The sequence below is a fragment of the Veillonella rodentium genome, assembly GCF_900187285.1.
GTDB classification, from domain to species: domain Bacteria; phylum Bacillota; class Negativicutes; order Veillonellales; family Veillonellaceae; genus Veillonella; species Veillonella rodentium.
Window position 1 is genome coordinate 1,279,224 of record NZ_LT906470.1, and the last position, 16,980, is coordinate 1,296,203.

A 16,980-nucleotide genomic window follows, 5' to 3' on the forward strand; every position below is an offset into this window, starting at 1 on the left:
AAGCAACTCCTTATTATCGGTTATTTTTAAATGCCTCACATCGATTTACGAAATGCTGAGCCCCTTCATCGGTGCCGGCAAAATTCAAATGCAGATACGATGCCAACACATTATTCGATGCATAACCTCCATCATAGGATTGAGGTTTACGCCCGCCCTCCAGGTGAAAAGCCCACGGGAAATCTTCAATGGTAGGCTCCATCGTGGAAAAATGGAATTCATGACCGCGTAAGCTCGCCCCTGTATCGCCCAACAAGGTATCTCGTTTAGCCGTAGCCGTCACATACCCTACCTTTTGCAGATTTTGCTGCATCTTGCAATTAGCGGGCACGATACCAACTGTATCATATACAGAACCTTCAAAATCATGAATCGTTTCACATAAATACATGAGGCCGCCACATTCCGCATAAATTGGCATTCCCTGTTCGCTGGCTTCACGAATCGATGACTTCATAGCTTCATTGGCGGATAACTGATGTAAAAACATCTCCGGAAATCCTCCGCCAAAAATGAGCCCGTCAACAGAAGGAATCTCAACATCATTGAGAGGACTGAAATATACAAGCTCAGCCCCCTTTTTCTCTAATGCCGCAAGGCTGGCAGGATAATAAAAAGAAAAAGCTTCATCATAGGCAACGCCTATTTTAGCTTTTTTCTGCATATGCGTTGTATCGGTCGCTTCCGGCAATTCAATTGCCGGCGCACTCGATGCAATAGAAAACAACCGCTCTAAGTCCACCATCTTTTCCACAGCGCTGCGGATCGTTGCAATAGCTTCCGTCGGATCCGACTCTGTTACCGGAGTCAACCCGAGATGACGTTCCGGTGAATGCATACGGTCATCACGATAAATAGCTCCGATTACGGAAACACCTATTTTATCCATGCCTTCACGAATCATGCGCTCATGGTTAACCGATCCCAAACGGTTTAATATAACACCTCCGAAATTAACCTCCGGATCATAATCTCGAAACCCTTTGGCGATAGCGGCGCCGCTTTCACCCATAGCCTTGCAGTCGATAACGAGCACCACCGGCGCCTGTAATTGTTTGGCGATTTGAGCCGTACTGCTCACGCCCTCTCGTCCACCATCGTAAAGCCCCATCACTCCTTCGATAATAGCGAGGTCTACACCGTTCGCCATCGATGCAAAAAAGGGATTCAACTTGTGAGACGGTACCAGCCACGTATCTAAATTATAACTATCTCGACCGGATGCAATTTTATGAAAGCCCGGATCAATATAATCCGGGCCCACTTTAAAAGATTGCACCGTACGTCCTTCCCCTGCATAAGCCGCTAATAAACCTGCTACAATAGTCGTCTTACCTACACCTGAATTAGTGCCGGCAATAACAACGCGTGGAATCTGTACTGTGTTCATAGATATTACCTCGTAGTTACGACGTGTTTGTTAACGGTCCTTGCGCTTTGCAAGAATCGTAGATAAATAGTTAAGTTTTGAATCTTTAGGCATATTATCAAGACCTACAAAAACCTGTTCATCAGGCAAACCCACGCGACTGATCATCACCGCATCATCCGCCATATTATGCTTTAACAGCACCTCTTGCACTTCATCAAAGTTCTTATAAACTTTCATAATAACCACATCATCCGCAACGGCCAGTACAGCATCGATTTTTTCCTTCGGCGCGGTAGCAGGAACAATAGCGAGAACCTCTTCCTTCTCTACGATAGGATATCCCAAGTGCGAACCGATAGCACAAAAGGCCGTAATGCCGGGAATCGTTTCGATTTCATGACCCGTATTTTCAATCAAGCGATATACATACATATATGTACTGTAGAACATAGGGTCACCAAGGGTTAAGAATACGACGCTCTTACCTTGATCCAAATAGGACAGAATAATGCGTTTCGCCTCTTCCCAGCCTTCCTGTTGAGTCGCATCATCCAAGACCATCGGGAATACAACGGGAACGATTTCCGTATGCTCCTGAATGTACGGCTGTGCAATATTCAGTGCTACAGAGCCGTCTTTCTTTTCCGTTTTCGGTGTAATAATAATATCCGCTTCACCTACAATACGCGCAGCTTTCACAGTCATCAATTCAGAATCACCAGGGCCTACGCCAATGCCATATAACTTACCTTTCATGGTATATCTCCTATTTCAACAGTTTTTAATATAAATTTATATTTTTACAATCTGACTTCTATTATAACCAATTTATGCAACATATACAAAAATCTATTTGATATTCGGAATAGCAGGCCGATGGGCACTGCGCTTACCATATATATCGTCGATGCAATCCTGCACATGTTGACGGAAAATATCGTGGATCACATCATATTCGCCAAGGGCGCTATTAATCGGTTCAACCTCATAACCGGCCGCAGCAATTTCGTTGATTACACTGTCATCTGCATCACCGAAGAGATCATTTTGTGCATGATCACCTAATACGAGCAATAAAGGATGTACATAAATTCGGTTCGGCCGCTTCCCATCCAGCCAGTCCCAAGGCAAAGCCACATCCGTAATGTATGGCGCATTTTCAAGAACAGCCACGCGGACATTAGTGAAACCCGCACGAATCAATTTAAATTGTAAATTACCATACGAAGAATTCCCCGAACCGAGACCGCCATGACCGACCAGCAGTAGACCGTCCTCACCGGAAATATTCAAAGACTTGATAAAACGATCGATTAAAATCTGATAGTCATCCGGATGCTCCTCCTGTGCCATGTAGTACACGAGAGGTCTACCAACACGCAACACTTCAAGCCGACCTTCCCCTTCATGAGCCAGAATGTTATGTTTCAGCTTATCAAACTCTTCACCGCCCGTAAAATGTAACGGCTGTACATACACATGAGTATACCCGTCCTGAATGAGCTGTTCCAGCGCTCCCTGCTCAGTAGGAATGGTAATCCCCCGCTCGCGCAATCGCTTCACGATAATACGAGATGAAAAGGCAAGCTTTACCGTATAATCGGGAAAGGATTTACTAATATACTTCACAACGGAATCAATATTCTGTTCACGAGCACTGTCAACCGTGGAGCCGAAAGCTACCACTAAAATCGCTTGTTTCATGAAAATCTCCTTATCTAATCATCATTATATGTTAATCATACCATAGAGATTTCACAGACGTCATACCATAGTACGTATAAAATAGCGATTATAAGTATTTTTCATAGTGAAAGTATCACTGATACGTCACGATAATCCCGGTAAAATATGCACACATCCTATTTAAAAAATCATACTCCTCATATAAAAATCCCCTCTACTAGTTATCTAATAGAGAGGATTTTTAAGTTCAAAATAATGTAACGCCCCTAGGAAATCAAGCCTTGTACTTCAACGCGAGAAGAGGATGTCATAACCGGTTTCACGGATTCTCTGGGCGTACTACGTCTACGGTCAGACATGCGAATGGCCTGGCCCAAATGCTTCAGGAATAAATCCTGAACATATGGATTTTCCCCAAGACCTTCATTCCAGATAGATACATTATAGCCTTCTTCCGCAAGCAACGCATAAATCGAATCGGAACGTTCACCGCCAAGATAATCCATAAGATGCGTAGAGCCGATGAGCGCCAACGGTACCACAAGAACGTCTTTGTGACCCATGCGGTCAAGCAATGTAAGAGCCTGCTTAAATGTAGGGAATCCGTTCGTCGTAAACACCGCAATATTAGGGGCCGCACCATACATCGCTTTCAGCTGCAACGTACTGAACTCCAACTGATTCTGGCCGTTCGCCATCAATACAACAGATTTATTCAACGCTTTTGTATTCACGTGACGAATAATACCTTCTAACGTAGCTTCATAGTCATCCGCATAATTTTTTACACCTAACGATGTAAGAAGCGGTTTTCCGATATTCACCTGCGAAAATCCGTAATCGTTACTGTGTAAAAATTTTAGAGCCTGTTTACGCATCAACTGATAACATTGATCCGATACCAATGTAACAGGTTGAATGTACACCTCATCCACTCCGATACGTGCAAAGTCCTGCATGATATCTGTGAAAGAAGAAATTTTATCATCATATTTCTCATTCCACTTTTCAACCAGTGCATCGGATAAGAATACGCGACGTACCTCCATATCAGCATACATGGTGCGCACTTTTTGTTCTATACTGCCAATGGATTTTTCCACCGCATCTTGATAAATTGATCCAAAGGATGCAATAATGATACCTTTCATATGTGACCTCCATATTGCTCATACATGAAACAATGTTCATAAATGAAAATTGTTATCAACTACTATGTAATAATACTACATGATTAGTGCACGGAAGTCAATGAGAAAATTTATCAATTATCCATCAATCTCTACAGTTTATCTTTACTCTGAGCCAAATTTATTATCGCTATTTATAATTTACAGGATAATTAACTACTTTCTTTTATGCTGCTTCTTATATCCCAACTGCCTTTTACAAATAATCTATAGATTATAAAGATATTTAAAAATGGAATCGGTAATAATATCAACCAAAAGGTACTATATAAACTATCATGTAATCGACGAGCAAATAACATCAAAATCGAGAAAATAGTATAAAAATATAGTAAGAAAAATATCCCCAAAGATATAGGTGTAAGCCAGGCTACTCCAATTGCATTTTTAAACGTAAGAAGAATTGATAATATATTTACATTTAAAGTCATAATTGTACTTAATGAAGCGACGCCTATAATTGCTTCTACACGTTTAGCTCTACCATTGAAACAAAATAATTGATAAATATAGATATCCATTAAATATTCTAGAATTCCCTTTTCATTAGCTAATGCTATCTTAGAACTTAAATATCCAATAGAGCATTCTGAAGAAACCATCTGAACACGACTATCTCCATATTTATTGTGAAATTGATTACTAGGTAAAAAATACAGCAATACTAGAGGAATGAAAATAATGGCTAATTCAACAAGGAAGATTTGTTCAAAAAAGGACACATATAACCCTTCAACAGAATATAACTCATAATAATATCGAGCATATACGACGCCGCCTATTAAACTCCATATACATAACCATTTTCCTGAGCATCCAAAATCATGCAGTCTACGCCTACTTAATTCTAATACTACTCCCACCCCCAATAACTTATAAATGTATCTTACATAATACATTAACTCACAATCTAGGGATAAATTATTAATAACTCCATTCCCGATAAAATAGGTAAAAAAACAGCCTATTAAAATAAATAAAAAATCATTTCTACGGATTCTTGTATTATGCAATAAATCATATATATTTTGTTTTAATAGGGCTGTCTCTCTATCTATCATCTGTTTCTTCCTCATAAAAATCTTCGTCAAATATAGATTTTTTTATAGCAACAAAGGTTCCACTATTAGTAAATACTTCTTTTTGCCCATATTTTCCCTCTTTAACAAAATATTTTTTACCATCACTTCGATTAATATATTTTTTCCCTTGACCTCGATATATTTCTGCAGCTGCCTCAGCCCTCATATTATCAATGTCCATATTAGGAAGTGATTTACTAACCAATGCCTCATCTTCTTCTGATACATCAGATTTAACCTCATAAGTATTAGTATATTCCGCTTCAATGCCTATTGGAACTCCATTCATATAATTAGATATATCATATACAGTATGATTACGGATTTGATCCGGTCCATATATATTATAATTTGAGTCCTCCACTTTTTTTAGAGTAACGATAGAGTTAGGATCATTGAAGTCTAAAGTTGTATGTAAAACCTTAAATCGTGAATTATTTGTATCAATATCTCTATTATCAAATGGAACCGTTGTTTTATCAAATCCCATTCCCAAAAAAGCAATCCCACTATTTTCACTATTGTCCACTATATATGTATCTGGAATAGAATCTTTTATTACACCTGAAACTTTTAACAACTTAGTCAAATTTAAACTAGGATTAGCTCCAATAGTTCTATACACGGTATTAGGCTTATCCCCTGCCCTAACTTTATAAACAACTCCAAATAAATTCATAGAATGTTCCTTGCCTTTTTCTACTCTTGATAATTCTATATTTACATCATCAGTAGAATGTTTAAACATTGCATTTATAAGATCCTTATTTTTGTTATTTTTAAAATATTCCGTTTCTGCATGTCTTGCTGCTTCTAACGATGGTTTCGGATTATAATGCCACCCAGTAGTACTGCTCCCCGTATAAAATGCACCATCAGCCCCTAGTTTAGTGGGATAGCCTTGTGTCTCTAATAACTGCCCCCAAGTCATTCCTAATGAAACAGTAGATCCATCACTATATTCATTATAAGCCATTAAAGTATCTTTATCATACCAAGTATCCCTCACATAGGGTTCACTCTCTCTTCGTTTCATATCTTCAGAAACTGCACGTGAAAATGCTTCACTATATTCACCTTGAGACTCAATATGCCCTTTTGATTTATACGTCCATTCATTCCAAGGATGTACCTTTCCCATAGGTTCATCAATATTAGTCCAACTCAGATCCGAATTAATTAAGACTTCCTGTCCTTCTAATTGATGTCCTTTTTCAGGATTTTGTACAACAACGCCAGAAATAAAATCAGTACTTAATACCGATGGATCGACCAGTTCATCGCCAGCTCTACTTCTCTTATACACGCCACCATCTAAAGCAATAATATAATATGATTCAAACTCAGATAACTCATCAGACTGTTTCATCCTACCATATGCATTATCTCGAGTCCCATACTGCGCTTCAGCCGCCCCGGTAATAACAGGTTTTCCTAATCCCGCATTTACTACTGCCCCTACGCCGGCACTGAGCCATTGCGCCACAGCAGGATTTGTCTTGGCAACCTTTTGAATGTCACCAATTAACGCCTCATTGGTAACTCCGGCATAGAAACCGCTGCCCGGCTTATTACCGGCAACTCGAGCGGATACTTCCGCCACTACACCATGAGCAATCGCTTTAGCCACTTTCTCTTCTTTAGTTTTCGGTTCCCAATAATGCAATTGTTCAAATGCATCTTTAGCAAAGAGCCGAGCTAATTCCTGTCGTTCCTCTACTTTCTTTTTATCAAAGATCGTATCCAGTTTATTAAGACTATTAGCGGTATCTCTAGAAATCGAACGTATATCTACAGATTCATCATGTACAGTTATTGTACCATCAGCAATAGCAGATTTGGTAGTGCTATGTGCGGAATCCTTCGATTCAGGTAATAATTTCGGTAAAAGTCCTAACGAATTATATACCGCATCTTGTCCCGCTTGACTTAGCGACTTAAAGTTTCCTATATGGTTATAACTCACACCTGTATTCTTCGAAGAGTACTCAGCCGTATTTTCAATATCTTTCATCGCTAAGCGACCGGTAGATACTACATTCTTTTCTGTAGCAGCTTTACTATCTATAACAGCCCCTTCTAATGTGGTAGTACCTTTTGTAGTAATTGTATAACCATCCTTACCGGCAAAGATACCGGCTTGCTCCGTTACACCGGCATAGTTGCTACGCATATCTCCTTTAGAATGCTCACCGAAAATATTACCTAATTGAGTTCCATTTGTAGAAACACTAAATCCTGTATTTTTCTGTTTCCCCACATAGGTCTCTTTATCCTGTAAACTTTGAATATATAAATTACCACCTACGTTGGCAACAACTCTATCACCTTTGACTGTAGAGCCTATTACATTCGTATCTTTACCGGAAATCATATTGACCGTATTAGCTGTTATTCGAGAAGGTGCGTATGATACTTTCTCGGTATTTTCTCGTTGCATACCTTTATTATAATTAGCATCAAAGCCTAACATACCTCCACCATTCACACTTATATTAGCCCCTACGGACCAGCTTTTCGTATCATTATTTTCTGTTTTACGACTTGTATTAGTTGCGGCTTGCAAATTAATCGTATTATCAGCTACTACATCAACCGTTTTACCTTGTATCGTTTCACCTATAGCCGTGATCGTTCCTGTATTCAGTGCATTAGATTTCGCTAATAAGGAAGTAGTATTATTGGATATAATCTTACCACCTGCATAGTCGCGATCATGTAATTCAGTAACGCTCTTGCTGTAACTGGATCCAATGCCGACATGAATATTAGCTAACCCATCCTTCTTAGCACGCTTTTGTGCTTTATATTGAGACTGATCCCCCTGTATATCAGCCATTTCATTAAAACCTGTCTGATACTCCTGGGCACCTTCTACAGCGAACCGGTCACGCATTCCTGTTACGGTCTTCAGTTGTTTTTCAGTTAACTGTCCGGATGATGCCAACCGATCGAGTCTCGCACTAAAATCCATTTTTTGCAGTCCGGAATCCATTAAACTATCTGCATGATTAACAACATTAGCCGGCGTATATGCCCTATATTCGTTAATATTAGTAAGTCCTTTACGTAATTCTTTACCAGCCTCTACATATTCAAGCGCTGCCAATCGTTTATCATGTCGATCTTTTCCTTTTTGTTGCAACGCATAGGCACCATTAAGAGCTGATGCAATAGAGCCTCCTAAACTTACAGTTAAACCGGAAGTTTTAACTTCATGTGTCTGCTTTATATCAGCCGTATTATGTTTGCCGTCAAGGACCATATCCGGCGCCTGTACCGTTGCATTTGTACCTGCTAATATAGAAGCGCTTGTCAAATGAGCGGCCTCATTCGCATGAATGGCAACTTTTCCTTTAGCTGCCCCAATTAATGTTTCTACCTGATTCGTATACTTTCCATCCAGTGTATCCGTTACTTTTTTACTGCCTATAGTAAAGCCTATACCGGCACTCATCAAACCTGTTTTCTTGCTGTGTTCATAGATATCATCGCGCTGTCTTTCTTCACCGGAATCTGTACGCACATCATGTCCCGCAGTAATGTTTACATCCTTCGTACCCAATACATTAGCCCCCGTTAAGGACACATCATGGTTGGCTTTCATATCAATAGCATTGCCACCGATGGTTGAAGATAAAACACCCGTATGTTCATGATCAGTACGTAGCGTACGCACTGTTTTAGATAATAAGCTCTTTTCCTTATACTTAATACCATATTCATCACGGCTATAGCTTTCACCGGGTGTCACATTCACATCATGTCCGGCTGCCATCGTCGTTGTACCCTGCTCACTATTTACGACACCGTTGCGAACAGATACATCATGACCGGCACGAATAGCCACATCACCATCACCTAGAACGGTCGTACCTAATTCAGTACGACGTTCCGTACGGTTATAATTATCGCTGTTGACGGTCATATCTTTTTTCGCAGCCAGCTGTTCCGTACCGAGATTCACATCATGGCCGGCCGTGATGTCCATCGTTGTATTAGCACCGCCATGAACCAAGGCCCCTTTGAGATGTATATCACGATTGGCGGCAATAGATAATTGTCCGCCCGGTTCAGATACACCTACTGTACCTTGACGACGAACTACATCCTGATTCGACAAAGCCTTAACACGAGCGCCCACATTCACATCCCGACCTGCACTCACCACAACGTGTGTATCGCCATGAATAGCCCCCGTAGTATTCACATCCTGCTTCGCTGCAACCGCCACAGTACGTCCGTCAATCGTACCGGTATTATGGATATTCTGTCCATTCAATACAATGGTATCGGCAGTCATCACACCTTGGTTTTGTATATCAACATCGGTCTCGCTTACAATCGTGCGACCACTGATGAGACCGCCCATAGCATTCAGACTCTTTGCAGATTGTTTCGCTAAGTATACTTTTGGATAGAGAACTTGCTGTTCTTTACCATTGACAACCATCGTTTTCGTTTCGAGCCATACCATGTCCGTTGTAATCGCCTGCATTTGTGCATCAGACAAGGTAATCCCCGGCGTTAAATTAAACTGTTTGCCATAGGCAATGCCCGCCTCAAGAAGCGCTTTATACTCCATCTCATTATCTGTATAACCGGTCAAATATTGGCGACCGGTAGCAGCGAGAATCTGCTGATTCACCAATTGTTGTTCATAGAAACCGTCACCTAAACGCTTAAGACGACGGTCAGGGTCCTGATTAAGGGCATCGATCATATATTGAGAGGATAAAAATTGTTTGCGGTCCGTGAAAGCCGGATCTGTCTCCACCAGGGCATTGGCGGTAATCTCCGGATGAATTCTGTAGAGTGATTCCGTAGGTAATGATAACCCATCAATCGTGCCGCTACGCTTACCGTTTCCTTTACCCAGACCATATGGATCTAAACTCTCACTTACCTTAGCCATTGTTGAAGCCGACAGCACATCCTCTGCATGATCTTTTACGACACCCACAGGTTTAACATTCTGTTCGGTAACAGACGGTGTCATAAACACTTCATCCTTCCAGTACCGACGACGTTTATGACCTATACCACTGGACTTTCTAACCCGTTTAGTATAACTTTCCTGCGTTGTACCTGTCGCAATCGTTTTCTCACTGACTTCATCAGATTGATTATCTATCGCACCATAAGTACGTACAGTTCCACCCGCTACGATACGGCTATTCGTATTATGGATAGCACCGGATACAGTCATATCCCCACCGCTGCTGATGATTCCCGGATCATCATGGGTAATGTCAGTATGGGTATGTTCAGTTTGACTACGAATAATAGTAAACTTATGAACACGATTTTCATCCTTATCCATTTCTTTGTTATACGCTTCATCTTCTGCACTATGTACCGGTATAACACGAGGTGTACCATAGCCACCATTATTATCAGCATACGGGAACTCTGATTTATCAAACACTTGCCCTTCCAGCTTATGATTCGGATCATTCACTTTAAGCTTATCAGGATTGTTAGTCACACCGTCAGAAACACGCTTAGCTCCAAATGCCGCATTCTCATTTTTTACCACAGGCGTATCAATCGTCATAGCCCCTGCGGATTTAATCGTAGCACCGGTATTCGTCAGGTCCTCTTTAGCTGTCACACGCATAGACCCGCTACTATATATAAGCCCTCTGCCTTCATTTTTTATATGCTTCGCGTCAACATCCACCTCTTTGCGACCTGCTATGGTACCTGATGTATGACCAGCAAACTCTGTTTCGATAGCAGTCAACTGTGTTTGTGCCTCATCATATGCTTTTGTAAGGTGTTGGATACGTTGTTTGTGAGCAGCTAACTCTTCTTGAGTTTTGTACGCAGTTACGTCCGCATTCCATTCATCATCGAGTGCTTTCTTTGCCGCTTTTAATGCGTCCCCGGCTTTATGATATCGTTCTTCTAATTCGCGATTTGTATGGTTATTAACGTGATTAGCTTTAATAGATACAACATCCCCATACACACGTCCACCATCATGGTTGTCTACAGTGCCCGCTTCCACATGTGTAGTATCTCCGGAGTTAATAAGACCTGCATTATCTACCGTCGTTTGACTCTCTACGGTAGCGCTTGCATCACCTTGTACAATTCCGGATGCCCCTACTGTAACAGCTTGTCCTGATATAGCCGTATTACCGTTACTCGTCACGCCACCACTAACAACAATACGACCATCACTGGTAATATTCGTAGCTTTTGCAGCACTGACGACACCTTTCACATTCACACCCAGTCCGGTATTACTACCCTTCATGGTAATGGCATTGGCATACATGCCACCGATAGCCGCTACATCCAAGCCAACTTGATTGGACGTGCCTATGCGCTGTGTATCTAACGTATTCGCATCCACAACATTCTTACCGGTACGGACATCCGCCTCATTGGCCCATACTCCGGCATTAATGTGGGCCGTTTCCGTTAAAATCTGTAATGCATTAGCCCCTTTGGCGTTTAACCCTTTTCCATTAACCGATACCGCACCTTGTTCTACACGATAAGTTTGAATATTACCGTCCCCATTGAACTCCGGTTTCCCTGTCGTCAATACAGCACGGTCTGTATTAATAAACCCGCCGCCATCAATACTGATACCATTCGGATTAGCCACCACTACCGAGGCCTTTTGTCCTGCCACCTCGATAAAACCTTTCATAGCAGTTGGATTCGTAGAGGTTACCTCATTAAGAATCACACGTGCCGCACCACGAGCCATATTAGCATTCCCCGGTATATAACCGGCGAGCGTAGTATTGGACATACCATATGAATTATTTAAAATAGTCCCGGACTCAGGCACATTAAACTTCGTATAATCGTTGCGAGATACACCACCGGCCGTAGGACCTGTTACATTAACTAACGTCACACCATTACCGGCCTGAGTGACTTGAGCCTGACGATCTTGAGGGGCCTGGCGATCCACTTCAATCGGATGTTCCGCATACGAAAAAGGCATCACAACAGGATCCACAACTAATAATCCCATCGTGAGCCATATAGCAATTTTATATTGTAATGATTTCTGTTTCATACAGCTCTCTTCTCCACACATAATAATACACTATACATTGTATATAGCAGGCGGCATACACTATAGCATACCGCCAGTTCAATACACATAACGACTACTGAACAGTACAACTGCATCATGCTTGCATTCACGCATATACAACTGTATTGTCAATGCTTAGAATCGAATACCGGCTTGGAACCCGGTCGTTACATGATCAGTTACATATCCGTTCGGTTTATATAAAGGAACACCGACAAAAGCATCATAAAACAAACCGGACTTAAATTGACCGCGTATACCTAATGCCGTACCGGCTATAATTCGTCCTGTTAATATATCCGTACTAGGTCCATATACTGCACCAACATCTACATTAACATATACACTGGAATGAAGACGAGGAATATAGCTGGCCACTTCATTCCGTACATACCAACCGCTTTCACCTAAAAGCGTCCGTTCCCCATCAAAACCTTGTACCGTATAGCGATTCCCGATACTCATCATATCTCGAGAAAATAACCGCTTACCGCCTAAGGTCCATTGACCGTGAAATGATGTAGTGATGCTGGCCGGACGATGTCCCCACCGACGTGGTATTTGATAATCTACATCGGCAAGAAGTTGGGTAAATCGAGTGCTAGGTGCATCGCCGCCAAAATCTGGCTGGGAACCGAACCAGCCTACCCCCTGCTTTACGCCTACACGAGAGTATAATGTATTTTGCTTTATATAGCGCCGTTCCGACACCCCCACTTCCAAAGCGGCCGTATCAGCCCGTTGTACAGCAATATCCACATCATTAATATAATTATGTGAGTTACGTTTGCTGATACTCACATCCCAACTGCGTTTAGTAGTTCGATCACGATGGAACACATGCTGCCACGTGCCTCTAACGGATTTCACTCGACTGGAACTGATCACAGGTCCCACTATAGACTGAATTGATTGATGATACGATAAATGACTATATCCAATGCTAAAGGTATCCTTACCTCGCGGAATAGAATAACTAATACTATGGTTTTTAGTTCCCTTTACATACCCCTCATTGGCACCATCATGATTAGCACTGATACGCAATACATCGTTCGCATTGAAAAGACGATCAATACCAATAGACGCATTCCATTGCAGTTTACCTGTATCCTTCATTCCCGAGTCATCCACAGAAATAACACCATGAATCGGTGGGCGTTTTGTTGTTTGTAAAACAATACGGGAAGATAATGGTCTGGTTCCCGGCTCCAGCTCAATCGTCACAGCTTGAGAGCCGATTCGTTTCATCTGTTCCAGCCCTTGTTCAATATCCCGAATATTCAATATATCTCCTGGACGTAATGGAAACGCATTTTCCCATGGTAAATGGGGACTCTTTTCTTTATATACGACAGATTCAATACGACCTACCTGCAAATTAAACTGTAACTGCCCTGATGCTAACGACTGTGCAGGAATGCCAATTCGTGACGTGATATACCCATGAGAAACTAACGCCATATTTAACCGTTCTGCTAATGTATTAATATCCTCAACAGTCATTTTCCGATTGACAAATGGATGTGCCGTTTTACTTAAAAATGAAAACTCCTTAGGTGCATCCAGGACTAACGATGTACGCTGCGCGTCATAAAATAAAGGGCCTTTTATCAGACGCGTACTCGCCGGCACACTGTTATCCAGGAAAGTGGTGGTCTCCATTGTGGAGGACGTAATAGAATCACGGGATATAACGGTTTCCTCATGTATCGGCTCCTCCACAATGCGAATATGAGACACAAAAAAAGATGGTCCTTCCTGTACTGGCTGCTCTGCCGGTATAGTATGACCATCTGATGATGTACTTGACGATGCTATAGCATCCTCTTGTAACTGTATACGTTCCTCTCCTAGCCGCGCCTCTCTCGCTATCTGTTCTTCTTTTGCCCGTTCCAACGGTTCCACTTGGTCCATAGTTTGTGCTTGTATGGATAATGGAAGACTCATTACTGCTGTAATTCCCATCAATAGTTGTCTATATTTCATAAACACTCTCTTTCTATAACTACTGTATACACATTCTGTACTTATTATATGGTGATTAATTCATGAAATCAAATGAGATATACATGAAGTTATCATAAAAAAATATCTATACATAAGGTTTACAAAAAATAACGTCATAATAACATTAATTTTTTTAAGCAATAGAATATAAATTTCCTATTAAAGCCAATTCAAGAAAACACTTCTTCCAAAAATAAATATATATACATCCATATTCATACCCCTATAACCAATGAGAATACTCCAGCAGTTCTTAGGCTTTGACCTATATTTATCATTAATTTTTATGCAACAAATGTCTGTTTCTTCATACTGCTACAGGTATAGGGTTTATTGACACTCCCATACGCCTTTGCTACGATGACATTAAGGTTATATATATACAGTAAATCTATAGTTCTCAATATACGTCTACTACGGCAACTGTATATATGTGTAGTTGTAGTTATAGATAGGAGTTTTAAAATGAAAAAAGAATTAACATTAGCATCCGCTCTATTAGGTCTTGCCGTATCTTTCGGTGCACCGGTTGTATCTGACGCAGCATATCAACTAAATGAAGAGGTTAAAAATCCTACACCTGCATTATTGGAAGCATCTTCTATCGGTGTTCGCACTCATGAAACTAAAGAGCTTCAAAACCAAGAAAACAAAGATGCTATCGTTGTTATGAGTTTCGGTACTACTTACAAAGAAACACGCACTAAAACTATCGACGCTACTGTAGCCGCTATTCAAGCAGCACATCCTAATACAAAAGTAGTAACAGCTTTCACAAGCCATATCATTCGTGACCGTATCCAAGCGAAAGAAGGCATTACCTACCCAACACCTGAAGAAGCATTGGATCAGTTGAAAGCAGCCGGTTATACACGCGTTGCACTTACAACATTAGATGTTATCCCCGGTATGGAATACAATTATGACGTAGCTGTATTTAACTTATATAAAAACAACTTCAAAAAAATGACTCTTGGTACTCCACTCATGTACTGGATGGGCCAGGAAAATCAAACCGACGAAGTAGTAGAAACATTGAAGGCCGTAACATCTCAATTTCCTAAATTGGGTAAAGAAGATGCAGTGCTTATCATGGCTCACGGTACTCCGGATCCATCCAACGCATACTATGCAGTTATCCAGGATCGCATCGATTCCCTAGGTCTTAAAAATACATTTATCTACACGGTTGAAGGTACTCCAAATCTTGAACAGATAATCCCTCAATTAAAAGCTAAAGGCATTAAACATGTTACATTGATGCCGTTCATGATGGTAGCCGGCGACCATGCTAATAATGATATGGCCGGTGATGAACCTGATTCTCACAAATCTATCCTTACAAAAGAAGGCTTCAAGGTTGATACATACCTTCACGGTCTTGGGGAAAACCAAAATATCCGTAAAATTTTCGTAGAACGCGCTAACGAAGCTTGGGATGCATTACAAAAATAATTGATAAGGAGTTATTATGAAACGCATTTGGATTGCCGCTACAGTATTATTAAGTTTACTCATGGTACTGGGCGGATGTACAAAGACATCTACGGCACCATCCGCAGATACACGTGATATTACTTTAGACAGCACAACCTATACCGTACCGGCACATCCGGAAAAAATTGCGGTTCTATCGAACTCTTTGCTTTCAATGCTATATGCGGTAGACGGTAAAGCCATCAGTCGTGTCAGCACAACGGATCCATTGCCTCCGGAATTAGAAGCATTGCCCGTATTAGGTCAGACGGCCAATATTAATATAGAGCAACTGCTCAGCCTGCACCCTGATTTTGTTTTAGGCCTCGAATCACAGCATAAAAAATACGAATCCGTCTTAAACAGCAATCATATTCCGACGGTACTCGTTAATTACGAAGGTATCAAGGACAATGTACCTCTTATCAAATTCCTTGGTAACCTCACCAATCACCAGGATAAGGCCGATACATTAGTTGCGACTTATGAAAGTAACATTCAACGCGTTAAGGATGCCGTCAAAGATCGGACACCTGCACGCGTGGCCGTATTACGCGCCACCGGTAAGGGTGTTACGGCAGAAACAGATGCAGCCATTACCGCATCTATGGTCAAGGATTTAGGCATGACAAACGTCGTTTCCGCTCATCTCGATAAGGCTACCACTGATAAAACCGTGCCTTACTCGTTGGAAACATTGGCGGAAGATGATCCGGACATTATCTTTGTCGTAACCATGGGCAAGGAAGAAGAAATTACAAAAGCGATGCAACAGGCCATGACAGGCAACCCTGCATGGAATAATCTGAAAGCGGTACAAAACAATCACGTTGTATACTTACCGTCTAAACTATTCCTGTTAAATCCGGGACTCAATACACCGGAAGCAATGGCTAAGCTTGTAAAAGAAGCCTACGGAATAGACGTAACATTTTAGAGCAAATCAATTCTATACACTCTGACAATAAATAAAAAGGTGGTAGTGAAATACGTATTTCACTATCACCTTTTTTACAATATATCCAATCTGATTTTTACAATTAACTTAAAAGATAAAATGCCGATGCACATAGTTATTTACTAACTGCATCGGCATTA

At 41.1% G+C, this 16,980-nt stretch carries 9 protein-coding genes; 2 read left to right on the forward strand and 7 right to left on the reverse strand.

Annotation, left to right across the window (positions count from 1 at the left end; genetic code table 11):
- Nucleotides 1-13 precede the first annotated feature (13 nt).
- From CKV62_RS05910 to CKV62_RS05940, 7 genes are all read right to left on the reverse strand, one after another.
- Nucleotides 14-1,390, reverse strand: a complete 1,377-nt coding sequence (locus CKV62_RS05910; RefSeq protein ID WP_095066137.1) for a cobyrinic acid a,c-diamide synthase CobB — start codon at nt 1,388-1,390, stop codon at nt 14-16.
- A gap of 30 nt (nt 1,391-1,420) precedes the next feature.
- A complete protein-coding gene (gene cobI, locus CKV62_RS05915) occupies nt 1,421-2,128 on the reverse strand; it encodes a precorrin-2 C(20)-methyltransferase (RefSeq protein ID WP_095066138.1) in 708 nt (235 codons plus the stop codon).
- A gap of 93 nt (nt 2,129-2,221) precedes the next feature.
- Nucleotides 2,222-3,076 (reverse strand): sirohydrochlorin cobaltochelatase, encoded by an 855-nt coding sequence (locus CKV62_RS05920; protein WP_095066139.1) that lies wholly within the window; start codon nt 3,074-3,076, stop codon nt 2,222-2,224.
- A gap of 248 nt (nt 3,077-3,324) precedes the next feature.
- Nucleotides 3,325-4,209, reverse strand: coding sequence for a sirohydrochlorin cobaltochelatase (locus CKV62_RS05925; RefSeq protein ID WP_095066140.1), 885 nt, complete (start codon nt 4,207-4,209; stop codon nt 3,325-3,327).
- A 191-nt stretch (nt 4,210-4,400) separates the two neighbouring features.
- Entirely contained in the window at nt 4,401-5,309 is a 909-nt protein-coding gene (locus CKV62_RS05930; RefSeq protein ID WP_095066141.1) for a DUF805 domain-containing protein, read from the reverse strand.
- On the reverse strand, nt 5,299-12,375 hold the full coding sequence (locus tag CKV62_RS05935) for a two-partner secretion domain-containing protein (RefSeq protein ID WP_095066142.1): 7,077 nt from the start codon (nt 12,373-12,375) through the stop codon (nt 5,299-5,301). Before CKV62_RS05935 ends, CKV62_RS05930 begins: the two co-directional genes overlap by 11 nt.
- 156 nt (nt 12,376-12,531) lie before the next feature.
- On the reverse strand, nt 12,532-14,385 hold the full coding sequence (locus tag CKV62_RS05940) for a ShlB/FhaC/HecB family hemolysin secretion/activation protein (protein WP_095066143.1): 1,854 nt from the start codon (nt 14,383-14,385) through the stop codon (nt 12,532-12,534).
- Between the two features lie 486 nt (nt 14,386-14,871).
- Here CKV62_RS05940 and CKV62_RS05945 point away from each other — a divergent pair, with 486 nt between their 5' ends.
- On the forward strand, nt 14,872-15,861 hold the full coding sequence (locus CKV62_RS05945) for a sirohydrochlorin cobaltochelatase (RefSeq protein WP_095066144.1): 990 nt from the start codon (nt 14,872-14,874) through the stop codon (nt 15,859-15,861).
- Nucleotides 15,862-15,877: 16 nt separating this feature from the next.
- Nucleotides 15,878-16,819, forward strand: coding sequence for an ABC transporter substrate-binding protein (locus CKV62_RS05950; RefSeq protein WP_095066145.1), 942 nt, complete (start codon nt 15,878-15,880; stop codon nt 16,817-16,819).
- Nucleotides 16,820-16,980: the final 161 nt, after the last annotated feature.

Coding starts and splice junctions, on each gene's coding strand:
- CKV62_RS05910 (WP_095066137.1), bottom strand. CDS start 1,390: ATGAACACAGTACAGATTCCACGCGTTGTTATTGCCGGCACTAATTCA.
- cobI (WP_095066138.1), bottom strand. CDS start 2,128: ATGAAAGGTAAGTTATATGGCATTGGCGTAGGCCCTGGTGATTCTGAA.
- CKV62_RS05920 (WP_095066139.1), bottom strand. CDS start 3,076: ATGAAACAAGCGATTTTAGTGGTAGCTTTCGGCTCCACGGTTGACAGT.
- CKV62_RS05925 (WP_095066140.1), bottom strand. CDS start 4,209: ATGAAAGGTATCATTATTGCATCCTTTGGATCAATTTATCAAGATGCG.
- CKV62_RS05930 (WP_095066141.1), bottom strand. CDS start 5,309: ATGATAGATAGAGAGACAGCCCTATTAAAACAAAATATATATGATTTA.
- CKV62_RS05935 (WP_095066142.1), bottom strand. CDS start 12,375: ATGAAACAGAAATCATTACAATATAAAATTGCTATATGGCTCACGATG.
- CKV62_RS05940 (WP_095066143.1), bottom strand. CDS start 14,385: ATGAAATATAGACAACTATTGATGGGAATTACAGCAGTAATGAGTCTT.
- CKV62_RS05945 (WP_095066144.1), top strand. CDS start 14,872: ATGAAAAAAGAATTAACATTAGCATCCGCTCTATTAGGTCTTGCCGTA.
- CKV62_RS05950 (WP_095066145.1), top strand. CDS start 15,878: ATGAAACGCATTTGGATTGCCGCTACAGTATTATTAAGTTTACTCATG.